Source organism: Hungatella sp. L36 (assembly GCF_014288035.1).
The window spans coordinates 21,212-45,005 of record NZ_JACOPC010000010.1 but is presented as its reverse complement, the minus strand read 5'-3'; the positions used below and the strand labels follow the sequence as shown (position 1 = coordinate 45,005).

The 23,794-nt window shown below is 44.5% G+C and carries 22 protein-coding genes; 17 read left to right on the top strand and 5 right to left on the bottom strand.

Translation table 11 applies throughout. From position 1 onward, the window contains the following. Positions 1 to 29: 29 nt before the first annotated feature. From H8S80_RS21395 to H8S80_RS21380, 4 genes are read left to right on the top strand one after another with little or no spacing between them, the layout of a single operon-like run. Positions 30 to 1,316 carry an ABC transporter substrate-binding protein gene (locus H8S80_RS21395; RefSeq protein WP_117632831.1) on the top strand — a complete coding sequence of 429 codons (1,287 nt, stop codon included), beginning with the start codon at positions 30 to 32 and terminating at the stop codon, positions 1,314 to 1,316. Then, a complete protein-coding gene (locus H8S80_RS21390) occupies positions 1,313 to 2,320 on the top strand; it encodes a dihydroxyacetone kinase subunit DhaK (protein WP_117632830.1) in 1,008 nt (335 codons plus the stop codon). The genes H8S80_RS21395 and H8S80_RS21390 overlap by 4 nt, the downstream gene beginning before the upstream one ends. 21 nt (positions 2,321 to 2,341) lie before the next feature. After that, positions 2,342 to 2,980: a dihydroxyacetone kinase subunit DhaL gene (gene dhaL, locus H8S80_RS21385; RefSeq protein WP_002603725.1), complete on the top strand. Its 639-nt coding sequence runs from the start codon at positions 2,342 to 2,344 to the stop codon at positions 2,978 to 2,980. A 14-nt stretch (positions 2,981 to 2,994) separates the two neighbouring features. Then, positions 2,995 to 3,882: a class II fructose-bisphosphate aldolase gene (locus H8S80_RS21380; RefSeq protein WP_117632829.1), complete on the top strand. Its 888-nt coding sequence runs from the start codon at positions 2,995 to 2,997 to the stop codon at positions 3,880 to 3,882. A 12-nt stretch (positions 3,883 to 3,894) separates the two neighbouring features. Here the strand turns inward: H8S80_RS21380 and H8S80_RS21375 are convergent, their stop codons facing one another. Further along, on the bottom strand, positions 3,895 to 5,553 hold the full coding sequence (locus H8S80_RS21375; RefSeq protein WP_002603727.1) for a sensor domain-containing diguanylate cyclase: 1,659 nt from the start codon (positions 5,551 to 5,553) through the stop codon (positions 3,895 to 3,897). Between the two features lie 174 nt (positions 5,554 to 5,727). Between H8S80_RS21375 and H8S80_RS21370 the strand changes: the two genes are divergently transcribed. Next, positions 5,728 to 6,471 carry an ABC transporter ATP-binding protein gene (locus H8S80_RS21370; RefSeq protein ID WP_002603728.1) on the top strand — a complete coding sequence of 248 codons (744 nt, stop codon included), beginning with the start codon at positions 5,728 to 5,730 and terminating at the stop codon, positions 6,469 to 6,471. 1 nt (position 6,472) lies between these two features. After that, a complete protein-coding gene (locus H8S80_RS21365) occupies positions 6,473 to 7,399 on the top strand; it encodes a SufB/SufD family protein (RefSeq protein WP_117632828.1) in 927 nt (308 codons plus the stop codon). 116 nt (positions 7,400 to 7,515) lie between these two features. On the opposite strand, the gene H8S80_RS21360 is transcribed toward H8S80_RS21365, so the two are convergent. The 3 genes from H8S80_RS21360 to H8S80_RS21350 are packed head-to-tail and all read right to left on the bottom strand — an operon-like array spanning position 7,516 to position 10,635. Beyond that, positions 7,516 to 8,607 (bottom strand): aldo/keto reductase family protein, encoded by a 1,092-nt coding sequence (locus H8S80_RS21360; protein ID WP_117632827.1) that lies wholly within the window; start codon positions 8,605 to 8,607, stop codon positions 7,516 to 7,518. A 19-nt stretch (positions 8,608 to 8,626) separates the two neighbouring features. Next, positions 8,627 to 9,469, bottom strand: a complete 843-nt coding sequence (locus H8S80_RS21355) for an aldo/keto reductase (protein ID WP_117632826.1) — start codon at positions 9,467 to 9,469, stop codon at positions 8,627 to 8,629. A 20-nt stretch (positions 9,470 to 9,489) separates the two neighbouring features. Next, entirely contained in the window at positions 9,490 to 10,635 is a 1,146-nt protein-coding gene (locus H8S80_RS21350; RefSeq protein ID WP_117632825.1) for a Gfo/Idh/MocA family protein, read from the bottom strand. Between the two features lie 231 nt (positions 10,636 to 10,866). Between H8S80_RS21350 and H8S80_RS21345 the strand changes: the two genes are divergently transcribed. The 11 genes from H8S80_RS21345 to H8S80_RS21295 are packed head-to-tail and all read left to right on the top strand — an operon-like array spanning position 10,867 to position 22,332. Further along, positions 10,867 to 12,267: an ABC transporter substrate-binding protein gene (locus H8S80_RS21345; RefSeq protein ID WP_117632824.1), complete on the top strand. Its 1,401-nt coding sequence runs from the start codon at positions 10,867 to 10,869 to the stop codon at positions 12,265 to 12,267. A 19-nt stretch (positions 12,268 to 12,286) separates the two neighbouring features. Continuing rightward, positions 12,287 to 13,177 carry a carbohydrate ABC transporter permease gene (locus tag H8S80_RS21340; protein WP_117632823.1) on the top strand — a complete coding sequence of 297 codons (891 nt, stop codon included), beginning with the start codon at positions 12,287 to 12,289 and terminating at the stop codon, positions 13,175 to 13,177. A 15-nt stretch (positions 13,178 to 13,192) separates the two neighbouring features. Then, positions 13,193 to 14,035 (top strand): carbohydrate ABC transporter permease, encoded by an 843-nt coding sequence (locus H8S80_RS34360; RefSeq protein WP_117632822.1) that lies wholly within the window; start codon positions 13,193 to 13,195, stop codon positions 14,033 to 14,035. Between the two features lie 9 nt (positions 14,036 to 14,044). Then, complete coding sequence (locus H8S80_RS21330; RefSeq protein ID WP_117632821.1) at positions 14,045 to 14,794, top strand: TIM barrel protein; 750 nt, start codon at positions 14,045 to 14,047, stop codon at positions 14,792 to 14,794. Positions 14,795 to 14,816: 22 nt separating this feature from the next. Then, positions 14,817 to 15,323, top strand: coding sequence for a VOC family protein (locus tag H8S80_RS21325; RefSeq protein WP_117632820.1), 507 nt, complete (start codon positions 14,817 to 14,819; stop codon positions 15,321 to 15,323). 6 nt (positions 15,324 to 15,329) lie between these two features. Further along, the gene (locus H8S80_RS21320; RefSeq protein ID WP_117632819.1) at positions 15,330 to 17,057 is read left to right on the top strand and encodes a sensor histidine kinase; all 1,728 of its coding nucleotides are present in this window, start codon (positions 15,330 to 15,332) and stop codon (positions 17,055 to 17,057) included. After that, complete coding sequence (locus H8S80_RS21315) at positions 17,054 to 18,133, top strand: response regulator transcription factor (protein WP_117632818.1); 1,080 nt, start codon at positions 17,054 to 17,056, stop codon at positions 18,131 to 18,133. The genes H8S80_RS21320 and H8S80_RS21315 overlap by 4 nt, the downstream gene beginning before the upstream one ends. After that, positions 18,117 to 19,472, top strand: a complete 1,356-nt coding sequence (locus tag H8S80_RS21310) for an ABC transporter substrate-binding protein (protein WP_117632817.1) — start codon at positions 18,117 to 18,119, stop codon at positions 19,470 to 19,472. Before H8S80_RS21315 ends, H8S80_RS21310 begins: the two co-directional genes overlap by 17 nt. Positions 19,473 to 19,489: 17 nt before the next feature. Further along, the gene (locus H8S80_RS21305; protein WP_181988010.1) at positions 19,490 to 20,332 is read left to right on the top strand and encodes an aldo/keto reductase; all 843 of its coding nucleotides are present in this window, start codon (positions 19,490 to 19,492) and stop codon (positions 20,330 to 20,332) included. A 16-nt stretch (positions 20,333 to 20,348) separates the two neighbouring features. Further along, a complete protein-coding gene (locus H8S80_RS21300) occupies positions 20,349 to 21,464 on the top strand; it encodes an aldo/keto reductase (RefSeq protein WP_117632815.1) in 1,116 nt (371 codons plus the stop codon). A gap of 19 nt (positions 21,465 to 21,483) precedes the next feature. Then, the gene (locus H8S80_RS21295; protein ID WP_118033044.1) at positions 21,484 to 22,332 is read left to right on the top strand and encodes a TolB family protein; all 849 of its coding nucleotides are present in this window, start codon (positions 21,484 to 21,486) and stop codon (positions 22,330 to 22,332) included. 62 nt (positions 22,333 to 22,394) lie between these two features. Here H8S80_RS21295 and H8S80_RS21290 read toward each other — a convergent pair whose 3' ends face one another. Continuing rightward, positions 22,395 to 23,627 (bottom strand): 6-phosphofructokinase, encoded by a 1,233-nt coding sequence (locus H8S80_RS21290; RefSeq protein ID WP_002603730.1) that lies wholly within the window; start codon positions 23,625 to 23,627, stop codon positions 22,395 to 22,397. Positions 23,628 to 23,794 lie beyond the last annotated feature (167 nt).

Here is a 23,794-nt window from a genome sequence, read left to right as displayed (position 1 = left end):
ATTCCAAAAAAATCAAAAGGAGAAGGGTTATGAACAAAAGAAAGAGAATGATTTCCATGGTTATGAGCGCCGCGATGGCGGCAGGACTTCTGGCCGGCTGTGCAGGCAATGCGCCGGTATCGGAAACGGGGGCTTCCGCGGCGGCTGCCGAAGAGAAAGAGATTTACATGTTTGTGAGCTGTCCCGAGAATGCAGACGCGATTGCCAATGCGATCGAAGAGTACAAGAAGGTAGCGCCCAATATCACAATTAATTACGAAACGACACAGTCGGACTATCCGACCTTATTAAAGGCGAAGATGAACTCGGGCGACACACCGGATATCTTTGCATCGACAGGCGGCCAGGAGATGAAGGCCTATGCGGAGTATTCCTATGATTTATCCGGCCAGCCTCTGGCGTCTTCCCTGACGGACTCGGCAAAGGCCACCATGACCTATGAAGACAAGCTGCTCGGAATTCCGGTCATATCCAACGCGTTTGGCATGATGTACAATCAGGAGCTTTTTGACCAGGCGGGAATCTCTGCCATGCCTGCCACTTTTACGGAGCTGGAGGCGGCCTGCGAGAAGCTGTCGGCCGCGGGTATTCAGCCATTTACCAACGGATACAAGGAGTGGTGGGTTTATAAGTATGTGTTCCAGAACTTTATAGACGTGGCCAGCGAGGGAGACCCGGAGGCGCTTGTACAGAGCTTCATCGACGGTACGGCAAAGGTATCGGACTATCCGGTGCTGGCTGAAAATTATTTTGACTACGTGGATCTCACTGTAAAATACGGGGATGCCAAGCCTCTGGAGACGGATTTGAATGCGGAAATTACGGCATTTTCAACCGGAAAAGCGGCGATGATGACTGGAATCGGAGCACCGATGGAGCCGAGCGTAAAGGCGATCTCACCTGAGATGAAGATCAGCTTCTGCGGCTATCAGGTCGATGAGAATCCGGAGCATTTCTTCATCGTAGCAGGGGCGGAGCAGGCGTACCGCGTCAACAAGGACTCGAAAGTATTAAATGAGACACTGGATTTCTTAAACTGGCTCTACTGTGACTACGGAAAGACATGGTTCCCGGAAGTGATGAATGCGATTCCGCCGATCGGTGATACACCTCTGCCGAATACAGATGTCGCGGCTGCGCTGACCAGCTTTATGGAGACAAGAGAACCAGGAGTTCCGTCGGCAGTCTACTCTCTCGACAGCTTCCACCAGAAATTCGGCGAGATCATGCAGAGCTACGTGGCCGGAAGCAAGACCCGCGAGGAGGCCGTGAAAGAAATAGAACAGCAGTGGACAGAACTGGGGGCAATCGAATGAAAAAAATCATGAATGAACCGGACACTCTCATCGCAGATGAACTGCAGGGCTTTGCAAAAATATATTCCCGTCAGGTGAAGCTGGCGGACAGTGTGACCGCAGTCGTCAGAGCGGTTCCGAAGTCTGCCGGAAAAGTGAAGCTGGTTATGGGAAACGGCGGCGGTCATGAACCGGCAGTCATCGGCTGGGTAGGAGAAGGCATGTTTGACTGTGATATTGTCGGGGATCTGTTTTCGGCGCCATCCGGAGAGAAGATGTTTCAGGCGATCGAGGAGATCGACGACAAAAGTCCGGTCTTACTGTGTATCCAGAATCACGCGGGTGATGTAATCAACGGTAATATCGCCTGGAAGAAGGCGGTAAAGCACGGAATCGATATCCGAAAGGTGTTGTTCTATGACGATATTGCCTCCGCGCCGAGAGAAGAGAATGAGGAGCGGCGGGGCATCGCGGGCATGCTGTTTTATGCGAAGATTGTAGGCGCCATGGCGGAGGCCGGGGCCTCCATAGAGGAATGCGCAGAGATGTTTGAACGCGTCAGGGACAACACGCGGACGTATGCGGCAGCGTATTCCAGCTGTACGCATCCGGGCACGGGCCTTAAAATGTTTGAGTACCTGGAGAATAACGATTTGATGGAAATGGGGATGGGCGTTCATGGGGAAGGCGGCGGAGACAACCGCATCCCCATGCCAAAGGCCGGCCGGCTGGCGGAACTGATGGCGGATGCGCTGATTCAGGATAAGCCGTACCGTCCGGGAGAGTCACTCTTAATACTGGTCAATGGCACGGGTGCCGCTACCGCCATGGAGTTAAATATCTTATACAATGAGCTGGAGAAGACCTTCCGGTCTAAAGGCTTTGAGATCGCAGGCTGTCGGGTCGGCAATTTCCTTACGACCCAGGAACTGGCCGGTGTGTCTGTATCCATCTGTTCCGTGGATGATACCATGAAAGAGCTATGGGAAAGACCGTGTGACTGCCCGTTGTGGGTGCAAAAATAAGGGGATGAGCGGGAGGCGGATATGAACGTTATAACGGTAGAGGAACTGCGGGAAATGATGATCTGCGTCTGTGACAGCGTAGCCGCAGAAGAACGCCGACTGTGTGAACTGGACAGCTTTGTGGGAGACGGGGATCACGGTGTCACGGCGGCGCGTGGATTCCGGGCTGTGAAAAAGGTGCTGGAATCAAAGCAGTATCAGTCAATGGAAGAGCTGCTGGAGGAAGCGGCGGAAACGCTCAGCGAGACGATGGGAGGAGCCATAGGCCCGATCTTCGGCAGCATCTTTGAAGGCGCGGCGGAGAGCGCGGCAGGGCGGAGCCGGCTGACGGCAGTGGAATTGGGGGAGATGCTGGAGCAGGGGCTTAAGGAAGTCAAGATGATCGGCGGCGCCAAAGAAGGGGACCGCACGCTGGTAGACTGTCTGGCGCCCGCGGTGTGCGCTTTGAAGGAGGCGGCCGGGGCTGGAGCCGATTTATCCGAGGCCCTTATGAGGGCGGCCGATGCGGGAGCAGAGGGCGTGGAGGCGACAAAGAAGATGGTGGCGAAGAAGGGACGTGCGAAATTCCTTCAGGAGAAGTCTCTGGGGCATCAGGACGCAGGAGCCACCTCCATGTGGATTGTATTAAAGGCGATGAGTGATTACTGCGCCGGTAAATAGAGAGGAATAGGAATATGCCTGTAGTTACGCTGCGAGAAATACTGAAGAATGCCGGCCGTGGGAAGTACGCGGTGGGAATGTTCGATGTGCATCACTCTGATATGGCCGAGGCGGTTCTGGAAGCCGCGGAAGAACGGAAAGCTCCCGTCATCCTGGCATTGGCGGAAGTACATGCCGTACAGCCGGGACAGCTGACCGCGGTGGGCTCCATGCTCGTTCGGGCCGCTGAACGGGCCGGAGTCCCGGTTGCCGTCCACCTGGATCACGCGGTGTCGGTGGAGACGGCCGTGCGGGCTATGGAGCTGGGGTTCTCCTCTGTCATGTACGACGGTTCTGCCCTTTCACTTGAGGAAAATCTGGAAAACACCGCGAAGACGGTGCGTCTGGCGGGAGCGTTCGGCGCTTCCGTCGAGGCGGAGCTGGGCCATGTAGGCGGAGAGGAAGGGAATTCAGACGGCAGTGGCGGGAGTGTGTATACGAAACCGGAGGACGCCGCATATTTTGCGGAGATGACCGGGGCCGATGCGCTGGCGGTATCTATAGGAACGGTTCACGGAAGATACCGGGAAAAACCAAATTTAAATATTCCGCTTCTGGAGGAAATACACCGGCGGGTCTCCATCCCCCTTGTGCTTCACGGGGGATCGGGACTGAGTGATCAGGATTTTAAAGACTGCATAGCGGGGGGCATTTCCAAAATAAACATTTACACGGAAATCGCGGAGGCGGCCAGAATGGTTCTCATAGAAGATGCCGGGAGTCTGGGCTATTTTGACCTCATGCAGAAGTCCAAAAGGGCGATGCGGGCTGTGGCCGCAGAAAAAATAAAGCTGTTCGGCTCACAGGGAAAAGCACCGGCCCTTTCGGAGCCAGGTACCCCGCCGCAAGAAACGGGGGAATAATCAGAGGAGGCATCAATCCATATTCTCCGACATGCTCATACCCGGTTCGTACACGGCATACTGGTTGCGTCCGTGCAGCTTGGCATGGTACAGAGCGATATCGGCCTTCTCATAGAGTGCTTCAAAGGTAGTCCCATCCTCGGGGAAGGCCGCTGTGCCGATGCTTCCGGATATATGTGCTTCCGGCTCCAGGGCGCTGCCGATCAGGCTGCAGAGATTCTCCAGGCGGGCGTATAAGTCCATGGAGTAGGAGACGTCTTTCAACAGTATGATGAATTCGTCTCCGCCCAGGCGTCCGAAGACATCATCACGGCGGAGCGCTGATTTTAAGCGCACGGCTGCGGTGCGGAGGGCCTTGTCTCCAAACTGGTGGCCGTACCGGTCATTGATCTGTTTAAAACGGTCGATATCCAGCATGATCAGAATGTGGTGGTCCTGGCTGTTCTTCAGAATATGGCGGATGGCGCGGACTGAGGTGCCGCGGTTCAACAGGCCCGTTAAGGAATCCTGCTTCGACATTTCCTGGAGCGTCAAGGCTTCTTTCTTCTCTTCGTCGATGTCCTTAATCAGGATAAATGCCTTGATGGTGTCGGTATACGGATCGGGAACGATCTGAATCAGCCCCAGGCACCAGTAGGCGGTGCCGTCGGGACGGAGTCTTCTGTGTTCCGTCTGAAGGGAGCGGTTGCCGTGGTAGTAGTGGTAGAGCAGCTGGTTGCGGTTAAACACCTTTAAGTAGTTTTCGCGGTCCTCTTCATATATGAAGTGTTCCGCGATGTAATTGATGATGTCCGAGAAGGTGTTCCGGGCGTATTCCGGAAGGGTGGAGGTAAGCTCGCCCAGGATTTCCTCAAACAGATCGTATTTAAGATTGTATTCGTAATAGCCGATACAGTCTTTTTTTTGTTCATTCATGTACTCCATCCATTTTTGGTAGGCAAGTTCTTTTTCATACTGCCCGGTAATATCCTGATAGGAGATAATACTTCTTAACGGTTCCCGGTTCTGTCCGTATATGAGAGAGTAGCAGGCAGAAAACCAGTGGTATTCCCCGCTTTTCATTTTCATGCGGATGATCGATTTTCCTTCGGGGACTCCATTTTCCATGGAATCGTAAAAGTCCAGAAATTCCTGGACGCTCTCTCGGTGGATAATACCGTTGTCGATGATAAAATCAGGGGTTGGCGGGAATGAAATGGGACCGGGAAATGAAAATGCTGAATCGGGTGGCTGACAGAGAGTTTTTGACGGAACGTCGTAAATGCTGATGTTGCATCCGGAGTGCCGGCTGGCGAGGCGGTATTGCTCCTCACGGATGAGTAATTCTTCCTGACGTTTCTTTCTGTCACTTATGTCGATGATGATACCGTAGAGAACCTCTTCTCCGCCTCCGGGGACGTAGTTTATGCGGATGAGGTACCAGCAGGAGTCTCCTCCCTCTGCCGGACTTCGGAATTCCAGTTCAAAACGCGCAGGTGAATTCCCTAAGTGTCCCAGGATTTCTTTCTCCAGTTCCGGATAATCCTGTGGTTCCACGATTTCTTCCAGGCGTTTTCCGGCTCCGTTCAGCTGTTTCAGCTCATGGTTCGCATAGAGGACCGGAAAGCCGCTTTCGGCCTTCAGTTTTACAATGCCGCAGGGCATATTGTCGAGTATCATATCGGATTTCATATACATTTCTCCCTTAAGTGTGTTTTCTTATGAATGGTAAAACGGATATTGTTATAAGTGTATGAAGAGGAGGCGGGAAAAAGAACCGATATGAAAAAAAATATAGTAAAGATTGGAAAAATGGTGTATACTAGCATGTGCGGGTGTTTGAGTAAGAGATACAGGAGGAGACATATGCTTACATTAGAAAACCTATCTTTTGGCGTACAGGATGAGAAGAGCCAGAAAGAGATTATCAGGAATTTAAACCTGACCATAGAGAGCAATAAATTTGTCGTCGTCACAGGTCCCAACGGAGGCGGGAAATCGACTTTGGCGAAGCTGATTGCGGGAATTGAGAAGCCGACCGGAGGACGGATTTTACTGGACGGGGCAGATATTACAGAGAAGAACATTACGGAGCGCGCTCAGAGCGGAATCAGCTATGCATTCCAGCAGCCGGTCCGTTTTAAAGGGATTGAAGTATTCGATCTTCTGCGCCTTGCATCGGGAAAAGAGCTTAATATTACGGATGCATGTCAGTATTTATCCGAAGTGGGCTTATGTGCCAAGGATTATATCAAGCGCGAGGTGAATGACAGTTTATCGGGCGGCGAACTGAAGCGGATCGAGATTGCTACCGTGCTGGCGCGCGGAACGAAGCTGTCTATTTTCGATGAGCCGGAGGCGGGAATCGATTTATGGAGCTTCCAGAATCTGATCGCAGTATTCGAACGCATGCGCCACAACATCAAAAATGGTTCGATTTTAATCATCTCTCATCAGGAGAGGATTCTGGATATCGCAGACGAGATTGTGGTGATCGCAAACGGTCAGATCAGCATGCAGGGCCCGAAGGATGACATCCTTCCTCATCTTCTGGGGACAGCTTCCGCAGTGGATGCCTGTACGAAGTTTTACAACAAGGAGGAGGCATGACATGGCAAAGATAGATGAGATTCAGAAGCGGCTGTTAGAAGAAGTCGCTGATTTACATGACGTGCCGGAAGGCGCATATAATCTCCGCGCCAACGGCCAGACGGCGGGCCGGAACACGACGGCCAACATCGATATCACATCGAAGGACGACGGCACCGGCATCGATATTCATATTAAGCCGGGTACGAAGCATGAGAGTGTTCATATCCCGGTCGTGTTAAGCGAGAGCGGCTTGACCGAGGTGGTTTATAATGATTTTTATATCGGAGACGACGCAGACGTGGTGATCGTGGCGGGCTGCGGCATCAGCAACTGCGGGCAGCAGGATTCCCGGCACGACGGAATCCATCGTTTTTACCTGGGAAAGAATTCCAAAGTGAAATACGTGGAGAAACACTACGGTGAGGGCGACGGCAACGGCAAGAGAATCATGAATCCGGGCACGGAGGTGTATCTGGAGGAAAACAGCTACATGGAGATGGAGATGGTCCAGATCAAGGGCGTGGATTCCACAAACCGGAACACGAAGGCCGAGCTTTTAGCCGGCGCGAAGCTGGTTATCCAGGAGAGACTGATGACACACGGCGCTCAGGAGGCGGTGAGCGGATTTGTGGTGAATTTAAACGGGGCTGATTCCAGCGCCAACGTCATTTCGCGTGCGGTGGCAAGAGATGATTCGAGACAGACCTTCTTAGCGGAGATCAACGGCAACTCAAGATGCGCCGGCCATTCCGAATGTGACGCCATCATCATGGACCATGCCAACATCAGCGCGATTCCGAAGATCACAGCCAACAACACAGATGCAGCCCTGATCCACGAGGCGGCCATCGGCAAAATAGCGGGAGACCAGATTATCAAGCTGATGACGCTGGGGCTCAGCGAGGCGGAAGCGGAAGCGCAGATTGTGAATGGGTTTTTGAAGTAGGAAAGACAGGAAATATCTAGTATGAATATTAATTAGAAAAACGGTTCCATTCCAGACGTTTGCCTGGGGTGTGGAACCGTTTTTTATGAGCATATATTTCTGTAAAACAGAAGTCATTAGAAATCTATGTAATCAGGGTGATATCCAATCCGTAGTCCGATGTTAAAAGAATCCAGCTTGTCCATATCGTCTGTATTTATTTTAAAATCAAACACATCAAAATCGGATATCATTTTCTCAGGAAGCAATCCTTTTACAGTAGTAATCACCCCATGTTGCAACGACCATCTTGTAATAAGCTGCGTATTGGTTTTACCATAATGACCTGCTATTTTCGTGATCTCATCAAAATCGTCATAATAATCTTTTTCTCTGCGTGGATTTCTGCCCCGAATAAATGGGTCATACTGAATGTTTGCAGAACGTCTCGAAGAGTCAATACGGACAAAATCATTTGCCCGTATGTGGTCTTCATCTGTCTGAAATACCAGACCATATCTGTTTACATCAGTATAGATTCTTGGCTTTGTGGGAGTGGAAAGATTGCTGTTTTCAAACAGTCCTCCAAACAAAATATTGTGCTTTTGGCAGAATTTCCTAAGCTCTGGTGATGAATGCAAAGGATGAAAATGACTCTGATTTACCATTGGAAGGACTGAGCATTTTGGGTTGGCAAGAATCTTTTCAATATGATGTACTTCCATGTTGCAAACACCGATGGCCCTGGCCAATCCCATTTTATATAGTGAGATCAGTCCGTCAGAATCTCCGTTATCAGTTTTAGCAATCTCTCTGCCTACATAGGCACCTACGTAAGCATCCAGATCGGGCCAGAAACGATTCGTCTTTAAAGGCCAATGGATAGAATATAAGTCCAGATAATCGGTCTTCAGCTCCAGAAGTGTCTCGTCAATTGCCTGATAGTATCTGCCGTCACCCATTTCATCAATCCTCATCTTAGAAGATATGAAAAATTCACTCCGTGGAATGCCGCTCTTTTGAATGGCTTTTGCCAGTGCTCGAAGACCACCATGCTCCTCTGCAGTATCAAAATATCTGTATCCTGTATTAATTGCAGCCAGAAGCAGTTCCGCCTGACTTTTTAGATTGTATACCTTAGTACCGATGTTTTCGAGACTGTAGCCGAACAGGGGCATTTCTACTCCGTTTGAAAGAGTTACGGTTGAATATGGATTTAACTTCGTCATGTTCTTCACCTCCTGTTATTTAGAAATTAAAATACCTAATATCCCAGTTATTATCTTCTTCTTTGTTTAGTTTATTAATTCTTTGCATGTCGTCTTCTGTGAGTTCAAAATCAAAAATGTCGGAATTACTGATCATATGTTTCTTATTAGAAGTCCTGGGAATTGTGATAACATTGTTTTGCAGGTCCCAGCGCAATGTAACCTGAATTGGATTTTTATCATATTTATCACTAATCTCTTTAATTGTATTAATTGCGCTGATTTTTCCACGTAAAATTGGACTGAAAGCCTCAAAGGCGATTCCATGTGAATCGCAGAAAATCTTATTGTAAAGATTACGGCAAAGAGGATTAAAGGAGTCCTGCTGAACATGAGGCATGATATCACAGTTTTGAATTAACTCTAAATGTTGATAGCGTTCCACGTTAGATAAACCAAGGGCGCGTACTTTGCCAGAGTAGTACAAGTCTTCCATTACTTTCCAAGTCTCGACAATCTTACCGGGGACAGGCCAATGTAGTATGAGAAGGTCGACATATTCTGTATTCAGACGGCGAAGACTTTCCTCAAAAGCTCTTAAAATTGCAGTTTTGCCGCGTCTGGCTTCTCCATTCCAGATTTTGGTTGATATAAAAAAATCATCTCTGTCAATACCAGAATTTTTTATAGCTTCCCCGACACCGCGTTCGGTATGGTAAATTTGTGCAGTATCCAAAAGACGGTAGCCAACATCGATTGCATCCCCTATAATAGAGATCTGTTCCATTAAAGTGGGAGCAATTTCGGCAGTACCAAATCCGAAGAGTGGCATTTTGACACCATTTCTTAGCTGTATAGTCGATTGAAAATTCAATTTCTCCATTCTATGATCTCCGTTTCTGTTTATACTAAGGCAGTTTCTTCCGTGGGAGCCCACATACCATATTCGTCACCGCCAATATAACCGGAAGGCAGGGGAAGGGGTTGTTCAAAGGTAGATTTTAGATGATAAAATATATTGGAATCAGAACTATCAAACATGCCATGGATCATTTCAAGCACATGCAGTCCCATCTCTTTACTTGCTCGGTTTGGACGACCATGGATGATCGCCCATGCCATTTCTGCAGCTCCGATTCCACGGCATTCATTTCGAAATCCATGTGTGAGCGGAAAAGAAATCTCTTCAGAAAATGGTTTTTGAAGTGTTATTTGGCTTCCAAACTTATTAGGATCGTCAATGTTTACGATTCCCTCAGTGCCAAAAATACGCAGAATACGATTTTCATTAAAAATACAGTCTGAATTAATATGAAAACAACCTAAAACACCATTTTTGTGTTGAATGGCTGCAGCCATGACATTTTCTACATCAATATGGTAGGGTTCCTGAAAATTGGTGCTGTCAATTCTGTGTACAATCCTGTCGGGATTATTCGAGGATTTAAAAGCGGTAACCGTATCTGCAGGCCCAAACAAACTTGCCAGGGCAGCGAGATAATAGCAGCCTGTATCCATTGCCAGATCACCTCCAACTTTATGGAGATGAGGAAGAATTTCACCAAATATCTCGAAATCCCGAGAGAGGGAAGCCGTATAGGAGAGTGGTTTTCCGATGATGCCATGATCAATTAGATATCTGGCGGTTTGTATCGTTGCACCAAGAAATGTATCAGGGGCGACTCCCAGATATTTCTGCTGTTCATTCGCAATCGCACAGAGCTCTTTTGCCTGATCAAAAGTGGTAGCTAGCATTTTCTCAGAATATACATGTTTTCCTGCGAACAATGCCGCTTTAGTAATAGAGTAGTGTACAGCAGGATTAGTGAGATTAATGATCATATCAATTTCAGGATTAGTTAAGATATCTTCAAAGGACATTGCGGGGATACCATATAAAGATGCTTTCTCATTCATTCGTGCTGTATTGAGATCAGAGCAGGCAGCCAGTTGGATAGAAGAGAATCTGTTTTTGAAATTAGTCATATAGGCATCGCTGATTGCCCCGCAGCCAATGACAGCAACACTGATTTTTTTTCGTTGAGACATAGGAACCTCCTGTATTGTTTTTATTTATTGAGATTATTATAAAGGATTTTATTTTTATAAAGAATGAACGATCATTTGCTTATTAATGGAAAAAATAATAAATCTAAGAATTATCCATGTAGCTTTAAAATAATGTGCATTGGAAAGAGATGCCAGGTGAGGTAAACTGAAAACATCAACAGGAGAGATGGCCTGTTTATAACGTAAATAAAGAGAAGGGGGATTCAAAAGATGAAGAAAACAGTTATACCAGCACTTTTAGTTGCTGCAATGAGTGCAGCTGCACTGCTTGGCGCCTGCAGCAGCAGAGGAGGAACGTCAGAAAACACAGTACCTGCCAGTACCACGGAAGGGGAGGTCAACACGAGTGCTGTGGCTACAGGTGATTCTGATTCGGGTTCTGGAGAGGAGATTGTAGTGACGATCTGGGAAACACAGTGGGGAACTGAGAATTATGAAGACACTCTGAAAAAACTTGCAGAAGAAGCGACTGCCGCGCATATTGATGGAAAAAATATTAGAGTAGAAGTACAGTGCATTCCTTGGGATAATTACTACGAAACATTTATGACTGCGTATACAACAGGAACTAACCCTGATATCGCATGTCAGGCCTCTACGGCGCCAGCTCAGTATAACGATCTGGGAGTTGCGCTGGATTTAAGTCCTATTACAGATGCATGGAAAAATGAAAACCCGGATTTCTATAACGAAATTGGTGAGACTGCAATTCTGTTTGAACAGGATGCGGAAGGGAAGCAGATTGGCTTGCCTTTTGCAATCGATGGCACTGGTATGATTTATAATAAAGATGTTTTTGAAAGCGTGGGTATCACGCAAATACCTACAAACTATGAAGAACTTACCGAGGCTGCAAAAAAGATTTCTGCGGCAGGTGTGACACCATTTGCTTTCCGAGCAGATCATTGTTCTCTCAATAATTTCCTTGTTTTCAGCAATGGAGGCTATAACATTGGCTTGGATTATGAGATTCTTCTGGATGATGAAAAGGTAATTCGCATGCTTGATCTGATGAAAAGCTGGTGGGATAATGGTTATGTTGCAGAGGGAACAGCTGGATATTCAGCTGATGATATCAGAAAAATGCTGATCAATGGTGATGTGGGAATGATAATCTCCAATATCCCTACATGGGCATCCGCAGAACAGAGAGCAAAGCTTGGAATAATGCCGGTTCCGGTAGGACCGGATGCGACGGAAGAAACCAAACATAATTCCATGAGTTATCAGGCTTACTATGCATATAATACTTCTGATCATCCGGATGAGACGCTGGCAGTTCTGAAGTGGTGGTATGAAAACAACGATATTCTTTATACAGAAGGCGGGAATTCTACAGTTCCGCTCCGGGCATCACAGTTTAACTCTGTTTTTGGAGATGATGAAGTTCTCCAGTCCTTCTTTCATGAATATGTAGATAACAATGGCTGCCAGACTACCTTTGTATATCCTTTTGAACATTTTGAAACATGGTATGGGGTATTTGACGGAAACAAGGTGAATACAAAGGCACTCATGAATATTTTTACAGGAAAAGATTATCGTCTCGGTCTGAAAGAATCCATTGCAGAAACAAAGGAAATCTTTGAAGCATATGGAGTTGGGCAGTAAGGAACCATTGAGGTGAACAATGAAGACAAAAAACAAAAGTGTAAAATGGTTCGGAATATGGATGATGATGCCTGGATTTCTGGTGATAGTCCTTTTAAAGATGTATCCCATTGTAGAAGGAATTTCGTATTCCTTTACGAACCGAAGAATGGATCGTCCTGTGAGTTCGATCGAGTTTACCGGAATTCGAAATTTTATTGGAGTCATACAGGATAAGAAGATTCTTGATACTGTAGGTTTTACTTTGATTTACGCGTTTTTGATCGTGCTGCTCTCTTATATTGCAGGAGTAAGTTTGGCAATGCTTCTGAACCGTAGTATTAAGGGAAGAGGACTCTACCGATCATTAATTTTGCTCCCTTGGGTGATTTCCAATACTGTGGTGGCAGCAAATTTCAGATGGATATTAAATGATCGGTATGGTATTGTCAACAGCGTTTTGATCCAATTGGGTATTATCAGCAAACCAGTGCAGTTTTTTGCCAATATGGAGGTGGCAAAAGCGATGGTGATTGGTGTCGGCATCTGGAAAACAGTACCTTTTATGGTGATTGTTATCTTGGCTGCGCTTCAGTCTATCCCATTAGAGTATTACGAGGCCGCAGATATGGATGGTGCGTCTTTCTGGGGGAAATTCCGTTACATCACGCTGCCGGGAATTAAGTCTGTAACGATCATGGCGACAACTCTGCAGTTTATATGGAATTTTAATAATTTTGAGTCCATATGGCTGTTGACAACTGGCGGACCAAATGATTCCACAATGACGCTGCCAGTTAAGATTTATGAAGAGGCATTTTTAAAAAATAAAATTGGGTATGCATCATCGATTGCGGTAGTGGTGATGTTATTTATGATGGTATTTACATTTGTAAGATTCCGAATGTCTGCTAAAGTAGAGAATGATTAGAGAAAGGAGCCGGATGTGATAAGAAAAAGAAAAAAGATAATAAAAGATATTCTGACACATATGGTTCTGATTATTGTAGTTTGTTTTATGATGCTTCCGTTGATGTCCATGATTGGAACAGCATTTACGAAACATGATGCAGTCGCTTCCAGTACGACCATGTTTCCGGGATTGGGAGAGTGGTCTTTGGAGAACTTCTCAGGAGTACTCAGAAAAACAAGCTATGGAAGAAACATGATTGTGAGCGCGGTCGTTTCAGTTTCAGCAACGATTCTTGGGGCATTAGTGTCTACGTTCAGCGGATATGCACTTTCCAGATTTAAGGGGCCGTTTTATACATTAAATCTGTTCCTGATGCTGTTAATGCAGATGTTTCCTGGAATGCTGAGTACAATACCACTTTTTTTGATGGCAATTAAGCTGGGGCTGGTTGATCATCTGTCTGGTTTGGTATTAGTTCACCTGGGAGGAAATCTGGGATTTAATCTAATGATGATGATGAGCTTTTATGATTCTACTCCGGTTGAGATTGAAGAAGCTGGTAGGGTGGATGGAGCTACTAATTTCCAAGTGTTTGTGAAATTGATTCTTCCGCTGGTAAAACCAGGAATTGCAACAATTTCCATTATGGTTTTTTTGAACTCCTGGAATGAATATACAATGTCTTCTCTACTGCTAAGAAATAATAATCTTCAGACATTGACAGTCGGAATGACAAAGTTCCAGTCTCTGGATATTATCGACTGGGGATATTTAATGGCGGCTTCCACATTGGCTGTTATTCCAGCTTTGTTTTTCATGTTTTTTGCACAGAAATATCTTGTACAGGGACTTACGTCTGGTGCAGTTAAAGGATAAGGAGGTCAAATGAAATTTTCAGTTTGTATTGATGCGGTTTTTTACGGAAAAGATGTATATGAGTCGATAGAACTTCTTGCAAAGAATGGAATCAGGAATATTGAATTCTGGACATGGTGGGATAAGGATATTAACCGTCTGCTGGAATTAAAAGAAAGGTATGAGCTTACATACGTAGCTTTTTGTTCAAAGTTTTATAGTTTGGTCGATACTGGCGAACGGGAAACCTATATGAACGGTTTTCAGGAGACGTGTGAGACTGCGAAAAAAATCGGTTGTAATACGATTATTACGAAGCCGCTGGATAAAACGGGAGAGGCGTATGAAGTGCAGTATCAGAATATGAGGAACACACTGCAGAGGTGTACTGGAATTGCGAAAAAATATGATATAACGATTGTGATCGAGCCAGTAAATTCCGTATACGAGGCGCCAAATACATTTATGGATAATTCCTCACTGGCCTTTCAACTTGTAGATGATATTCAGGATAAACATCTGAAGGTGCTGTATGATATTTATCACATGCAGATTGATGAAGGGAACGTAGTAAAACGAATTATGAAAAACATCCATAAAATTGGACATATTCATGTGGCTGGAAGTCAGGATAGGCATGAGCTAACGGACGGAGAGCTGAACTATGATTACATCTTTGATAAGATTGGAAAAACCGACTACGATGGATACGTCGGGCTGGAATATTTTCCGGCTCAGGATGAGATTGCAGGTATCCTAGAGGTAACAAAAAAATATTGAAACTATAACAGGAGATAAGAAAATGAGTGAAAAACACCCCTTGATTGACTTAGCTGGCATGATTCATATTGCAATTGTGGTGAATGATGTACAGACGGCAGTGGCAGAATGGTCGAAATGGACAGGTATACCTGTTGAAAAGATGAATATGCGTTTGAAAGGAATTACGAAAGAAGATAAAGACCCGCGGAATCATTATAGGAAGGATTATGATTATGGAATGCATGAGGGATATGGCTTTTGGGAAGCTGATGTAGATTTCCCCAATGGACTTCGGATTGAGCTGATTCAGCCGGAACCGGAGAAGGGACCATTCAAAGAATATTATGAAAAGCATGGAACCGGTATTCATCATATAGCATTTCGTTGCGGTAATGACAGCGATGCCCTGAATGATGCCCTGGAAGCTGCTGGTTATCCTTATATTGTTGATACGTATCATCTGAATATTGATCGTTGGCCGGTACATGATACAGAAGAAATAATGGGCACGAATCTATGTATCAAACCAGGAAAAAAAGAAGTTTAGAATCTCATGCGACGGATATTTAAATCAAAACTATCAACGAAGATTACAATATTTATTTTTATATTTATCGTGCTGCCGACAGTCATGATAACAGTTTATTTAACAAAGGTCTATCAAAAACTGATAAAAGAGGATATAGAACGAGCAACGCAGCAGCAGGTCGAAACCATTGAGGATAATATCGGAAATAATTTTAACATCGTCTTTCAGAAAATGAATTCTTTCGGGAACAGACCGGCAGTAACGCGATTGATGAATGAGAATTATTCAAGGAGTGGAACGATCCAGGAGATAAAGATATCCCTACCAGAATTATGCGTGGACACAGGAGCGATTAACCTTTATTTGTATATCAATAGTTTAAACAGTTATTACGCGGCTTTTGGCAGCATTATCCCAGATGAAGTAAAAAGAGCAGTAGAAGGAATGAAAGAAGACCAGTCAATCAATTCGAATGACTTTAAAATTGTAATGGATACAGAAACTCATACGATTTTTTGTATTAAGGTTATTCGGGATTACCGTACCATGATATTTCGTGGTTTAATAATTGCAAGACTGCCGTCATCGGAACTTACGAAATATATAGAAAAAATTCATAACACATACGGTGATATTTATGTTGTTACAGAGGGAGGAAGTATAGTATATGCACCGCTGAAACGGGAACTAACCTACCAGATAGAAGATATCGAACTGAAGAATGAATCGATGCAGCTTCTGGGAGAAGACAGCGTTTATGTGAAATCTCTTAAAAATTCCGATTTATATGTAGTAGGAATTAATAAACGGTTTACAGCTAGCAGACTCAGGTTGCATTTCCAAAGAATATTTATGCTGATTATCGTGAGTGTTGCGTTTTCTCTTGTGCTTTCGCTGGTGTTAATCAAACTTATACTAAATCCGTTGAATGAGCTGACAGAATATATCAGAAATACCGATCCGGATAATTTGAGGACAATAAGCAAAAAATATCAGGACGAGGAAACACAAGTTCTGGCTAACGCTTATAACGAGCTGGTAACAAAAGTAAATGAAAATATCGACAAAAAATACAAGGCAGAACTGGCTTTGAAACAAGCCCAGATTAATTCTCTTCAGTACCAGATTAACCCTCATTTTGTAAACAATACACTGCAGTTAATAGGGGCGATGGCCGCTGACAGGGATATGTTTGATCTTTATGAGATTGTTCTGGCATTTTCAAGAATTTTTTATTACAGTATCAAGTTTAAAGGAGGAAGCTACGTTACGCTAGAGGATGAACTGGAGTTTCTGGATAACTATATTACGCTTCAGCAGGCTAGATATCCGGACAATTTGAAGTTCGAAAAAGTAATTCAGCAGGAATGTCAGGACATTGTTGTCCCTAAAATTATTATACAGCCATTGATTGAAAACTGTTTCAGCCATGCCTTTGTTAAGAAAGATGGGGAATGGTGGATAAAGGTAGGAGCCAGGATCAGGAACCGGATTCTTACAATCAGTGTTTCGGATAATGGCACTGGGATGGGGGCGGATCAGATAAAGAGGTTGGATGCGGAACTCGCTGATCCGGATAAAACGCTGAAAACTGGTACGAGCCATATTGGAATTCGCAATGTGAATGCAAGACTCTGTTTGCTTTACGGAATTGCTTATCGCCTGCGTTTTACCAGTAAAGAAGAGGAGGGAACAACTTTCTATATTCAGATTCCTATTGATTCTGAAGTGCCGGGACAGGAGGAAGAATGATCAGATTACTAATTGTAGATGATGAACGCGCAACAATTCGTATTATTAAAAAGATCATTAATTTTGAACAATACGATATTGAGGTGATTGGGGAAGCGTATAACGGTGATGAGGCAATGTCTTTTATTAATTCAGCCAATCCACCGGAAATTGTCATAACAGATATGAATATGCCAGTAATGGATGGGATATCCCTGATGCGGTATTTACAGGAAAATGAGAAGAATATTCAAGTTATCGTCGTCAGTGGTTATTTTGATTATTCCTATACGCATGCCGCAATCCAAGCAAATGTTCAGGATTATATACTAAAGCCGATTGATCCGAAAAATCTGGAAAGGGCATTAGGTGAATGCTGTAAGAAGGTAATTCGGTCACACCAGATTTCTATCTGTAACAGCAATGAGTGGATGACGCTTGATGCCCGGATTTATCAAATTATCCTGAAGCAGACAAATGAACTGTTAAAAATGATAGGCTATGGAAATCACATAGAAGGCGACCGGTGTCTGGACGATTTATGCGGAAAATTGATGGGAGAAAATATTCGTGAGGGTTCTGGACTTGCAGTATATCGAGTGATACTTGCTTCTATACAGAGATATCTGGCTGAAAATGATATGGACGTCATTAAAGTCGACGAGTTTGAGCAGGCAAAGGTTCGTTCTTTTGAAGATGCGATCAAATTGGTTCGTCAGACCATACATGTTCTGATTGATAAAATCGAGGCGGAGAAGAGTGATAGGAAACGTTCTTTGGATGAGGTGTTGACCCATTTAAATGAACACTATATGGAAAATATCCGCCTCGATATTCTGGCAGATCAGTTTCATTATAACAAAGAATATCTGACAACAGTATTTAAAAAAAAGTATGGGCTGAGTATTGGAGAATATGTGGCGAGGCTGAAAATCGAAGATGCGAAGAGACAGCTGCGTTATACAACAAAAACCATGGATGAAATTATGATAACACTTGGATACAGTGATGTAAGTTATTTTTACCGTCAGTTTAAAAAAGTAGAAGGAATATCTCCGGGACAATATAGGAAGAAATATAATGAATTTATTGAGTAAAGCAGGAATATTGATTCTGCCTGTCCTGCTATTGGCAGGGTGTCGTTTAAATCAGTCTGAAGAGGAAATGCAATTATATGAACAGACAGAACGAGGCACCTGGGGGGTGGAAGAACAGGTACAAACAATCATAATATGGGAATATGACAGAGGAACGGAAAAGTTTCAGGAGACTTTGTCTGGGCTGGCAGAAAAAGCCAGCATGGCGGATATCAATGGAAAAAAATATAATGTGGTAGCAATGGCAGTACCGGAAGAAGCATACGAACAGGAGTTCTTAAAAGCATATGTTCAGGGAACAGCCCCAGATATTGTCTTTGGAACACCGGAAAATCCATCTTTATATACAGGAATCGGGGTGACAATTGATCTGAGGCCGCTTTTGGAGCAATGGGAACAGGAAGACAGCGTTTATCTGAAAGAACTGCCGGAGCTTGCCTGGAAATTCTTTGAAACAAAAGGGATTCAAAATGGAATTCCAGTTACACAGACAGGATATGGAGTTATCTACAACAAAGAAATATTTGAAGCGGCAGGGATAACGGAATTGCCGCAGACATACGAAGAGTGGGGGCTGGTCTGTGATCAGTTGGTAAAGAAGGATATTGTACCATGGATTAATGGTACAGAGACCACAGGTGGGCCAAGCCTGAAGTGTCTTGCATATTGGCTCGGATCTAATGGCACGTCTATGATAGATACGGCAGGTAAGGCGGATTATGGCAATAAAGCATGTATGGAGGTATGGTCTTTCTACGACGGGAACATAAAAAATGCGTATCAGCCTAAAAATGTTTTACAGTATACAGAAGAGGAGGCAAAACAATTACTTTTAGATGGAAAAGCGGCAATGTATTCCGGAGGCATTCCCAATTTTATCCCTGAAGATACCAGAAAGTATGGAGTGTTACCCATGTTAAGCGGAACTGAAGCAAAAGGAATTTCGTATCATCCAATATCATTTCAGGGATATTATGGAATTCGTAGCGGCCATGACAGTGATACGTTAGCAGTGCTGAAGTGGTGGTATGAGCATAATACAGAACTTTGGACGGAGGCGGATGCAGAAAGGGTACCATGCCTGAGGAAAAATGCAGTGAGAATTTATAAAGATAATAATTTGATTTGCGACTGGCTTGAGGAAAACTTATTTGTAAACAATGTATCAACCATTTTTTACCCACAGCCACATTATCCGAGTTATGCTAATGAGCTGATTTCCAGTGGCTGCCTGACCGATGTTTTGACTGCATTATATTCTGGGGGGACGGTTGATGAAGGAATACTAAAGGCAAATTTTGAAACGGACAGGCTATTAGAAAAATATATTATTCAGTGAATCAGGAGGAAGGGAAATTGAGTGATTTAACGATCAATTCTACAAGACTGCTTAATAACGGAGTAAAGATACCGGTTTTAGGTCTGGGGACATCTGAAACCTCCCCGTCGATAAAAGAACAGGCCAGGATCTTTGGGTATGGAATTGAAGCTGGATACAGAATGCTGGATACAGCATGGAGTTACCAGACGGAGAGAGGCGTTGCAGAAGCGATTAAAGCAAGTGGTCTGCCAAGAGAACACTTCTTTATTACGACTAAATTGGCTTCTATGGCAATTCATCTGGGGGAAAGGGAGATTATCCGTAATTTTGAAGATTCCCTCCGAAATCTTCAAACCGATTATATTGATTTATACATGATTCACTGGCCGCCGCATGGGATGCTGCAGCAGACATGGAAACTTATGGAGTACTTTTATTACAGCGGTCATGTCAGAGCACTCGGTATCTCAAATTGTAAAAGAAGAGACTGGCTGGAGATTATGATATCTTGTAATGTGAAGCCGCAGGTTCAGCAGGATGAATTTAATCCGCTTCGTATGAATGAATATAATAGGATTTATTGTGAAGAGCACAATATTTATTTTGAAGCGTTCTCACCATTACAGAGGAGTGGATTAGTAAACAACAAGATATTGATGGAAATGGCAGATAAATATAATAAAGAGGTAAATCAGATTATACTGCGCTGGGATGTTCAGCACGGGATTACGCCAGTGCCGAGATCGGCAAACAGGGATCATATCTTTGCTAATACAAATATATTTGATTTTGAATTAGCAGAAGAGGATATGAGAAAAATTGATAGTCTAAATGTAGAGGCCATCTCAAACAGAGACATGGATAATTTCAATTTTTAAAAGGGAGGTGTTGTCATTGAGCAACATAAATTTTAATTCAACGGTTTCATTGCGAAATGGGCTGAAAATGCCGGTTATGGGATATAGTACAGAAAAACATTCTGAGAATCTAAAGTCACAGATGGATTTTTTTGGAGAAGCGATAGACCTGGGATTTCGCTATTTCAGCACTTCTTATATGGATCGGTGTATTATTCCGTTAAAAAAAGCTATTGAAAGAAGTGGGATAGATCGAGACGAATTCTTTGTATCCTGCAGTGTACCGCGACGCACAAATGCCAATATAGCAGCCTATGCGGATGAAATTGCATATGATTTTGGCGGTCCCATTGATTTGTTGACAATGTCATGGCCCTATTTTATGACAATGGATCTTGTGTGGAATGGAGATCCGGATCTGCCTAAAAATGCAAATGGATTTCGAATCAGTATGCAGGATTTAGGAACGGATTTGACACGTGCGATAGGTGTATGTAATTTTGATATCCATCATCTAGAGGAACTGAAGAAGAGTACAAATTTTAAAATCTTGCCTTTTACAGATGAAAATCAATTTCATCCGTTATATACCTGCGAGACGCTTAGAGAATACTGCAGACAGAATGGAATTGTATTTATTCAGGGGACCGAAATAAATGAACTGGTGAAGGTCCAGAATGCTACATATGCAACAGATGTTGGAAAGAATGGAGAATTATGGGAAGTTGATGAACGCCACAGGAAGGCGAATCAGATGGGGATCGAGATGAATCGGAATGGCTTAAGAGCATACTATGAGGCTTGCCATCCAGAACAACTGATATATACAAGCACGCACAGCAGAAACAGTGAAAAATCCAGCGTTGATCCATTTGACAGAAACAATAATCCCAGAGAAGAGGAGGACTTTTATAAGCACGCTGCGCCAATCGTAGAGATCGGAAAAAAGTATGAAAAAGATGCCAGACAGGTTATTAATCGATGGGTACTGCAGCATGGTGCGGTTGTTCTGGTGAAAGGAATTTTTCGGACAGAAATGGAGCATGCAAAGGATGTGTTTGATTTTGAACTGACAGAAGAGGAAATGTGTAAAATTGATTCCTTTAACATGAATAAGAGATTTGGATATAATCCGGATTTTCAAGACTTCTAAACGAAACGGGAGGTTACTTATGAAAAAAATAAGTGTATTGGAAGTATATGATATAGAAAAAGCAGAGAGAAAAGTGCTTCATGAGTTTGAAGGTGTAATTGAGGCACCAAACTGGCTTAAGGATGGAGATACGTTATTATACAATAAAGATGGCCGGATATGGAAATACAGCATTGTTTCCGGAAAATCGCATCAGTTAGACACAGGAGAGTGCAATCATTGTAACAACGATCACGTTCCGTCATCAAGCAACGAAGAACTTTATATCAGTTGTGCAGCTCAAGGGGAATTTGAACAGGTATCCAAAATCTTTGTTCTGCCTATAGGTGGTGGAATCCCCAGACTGGTAGTAGAGAATGGACCATCATATTTGCATGGCTGTTCCAATGACGGGGAGGAATTAGCTTACTGTGCAATTCGTGGTCAAAGTGTTGACATCTACTCAACATCGATAGTTGGGGGCATGGAAAGAAGGCTGACAGATGGGGTAGGGTATAATGATGGACCGGAATATTCACCGGATGACCGCCATATCTGGTTTAACAGTACAAGGAATGGACTCATGCAGGTCTATCGAATGAATCGAGATGGCAGCAGTCTGATACAGGTGACAGATAGTGAAAGCAATAACTGGTTTCCACATGTATCGCCGGATGGCAAAAAAGTAGTGTATCTTTCCTTCCAAAAGGATGATTTGGAGGTGTGGCAGCATGTATCTGACAAAAATGTGAAATTGTGGCTCATGGATTATGATGGCAGTAATCCGAAATGTATTGTTAGCCTGTTTGGAGGACAGGGAACAATCAATGTGAATTCCTGGGCTCCGGACAGCTGTCGCTTTGTGTTTGTCAGTTATCGGTATGAATAAAACAGAAAAAAGCGCCCCCAATACTTTTGAAACAGAAGGTATTGAGGGCGCTGAATATTTATTTATTTTTGAACCGGACTCTTGCGATAAAGATAAACCGGCCGGCCTGATTCCGTCTTCCTCTGCACTTCGCCCTGAATCAAAGGAAGCGCATAATCGATGAACGCCTGCGTCACATCGGTGCCGCGGGGATTCATCCATTCAGATGGAAAGAGTTTTTCCCTGTTGCAGACCTCATTAACATCAACCGTGCCGCATTCCAGATGGTATGGACCGTTTTCATTCCGTATAAAGGAAATCATGCGTCCGGTAAGCCCTGAGACGGCGGCCTTTACGCCTTCACGGCCGGCGAGAACGGATTCCTCAATATCGGTGGCGGAAGCCATCATGCCGGAACAGCGCTGATTAACGTTTAACTCGATGGAACGGACCTTGACGCCGAACTTGTCCCGTATGAAGTTTTCCAGCATCTTACCGCTGCCGGTCAGCATTTTATGGCCGAAGGTGTCGAGCCGGGCGGCATCCGCATATTCACAGATGAACTTGCCTCTGGCGTCGGAAATGCCCTCGGAGATACAGATGACGACAGTGCTGTTCTTCGATAAGGCGGCAGTCACATCCTCTGTAAACTGTTCAAAATCAAAATGAGTCTCCGGAAGATAGATGAGTACCGGGTTGTCCCCCTCGTATTTGCGGGCAAGGGCGCTGGCCGCGGTTACCCAGCCGGCGTGGCGGCCCATCAGTTCCACGATGGTAACGGATTTCTGCTGATAGACGGAGGAGTCCAGAACGATTTCCCGGACCGTATCGGCCACGTACTTGGCGGCGCTTCCGTAACCGGGGGTATGGTCGGTCAGAACGAGATCGTTGTCTATGGTTTTCGGAACACCGATGAAACGGATCTCGCTGTGATGATGGGAGGCGTAGCGGGACAGCTTGCTGACCGTGTCCATGGAATCATTGCCTCCGATGTAGAAGAAGTATCCGATGTTCATCTTCCGAAACTTCTCAAACAGGGCCGGGTAGAACGGTGAGGATAAGTCTTCCGGCAGTTTATAGCGGCAGGAACCTAAATAGGCCGCCGGTGTTAATTTTAAAATCTCTAATTCATCTGAAGTTAAATCCGCGGTTAAATCCATGCAGGTACCGGACATATAGCCTTCGATTCCGTTAATCATACCGTAGACGTGATCAATGGCTTCCTGGTTTATGCCTTCCCTTATGACGCCGTAGAGGCTCGCGTTGATGACGGCGGTAGGGCCGCCGGACTGGCCAACGATTGCATTTTTCTTCATGTGTATATTCTCCTTTTTTGACGCTCCTCCTATTCTATAATAGAAACGATGGCTTTGCAACCCCCGCTTTTTGTGATCGCGCAAGGTTAGACAAATTTTCACACTCTCAGCCATACCTATTTTTTTTGAAAAATCTATAATTGAGATAGAACGTATGAGACTAAAAT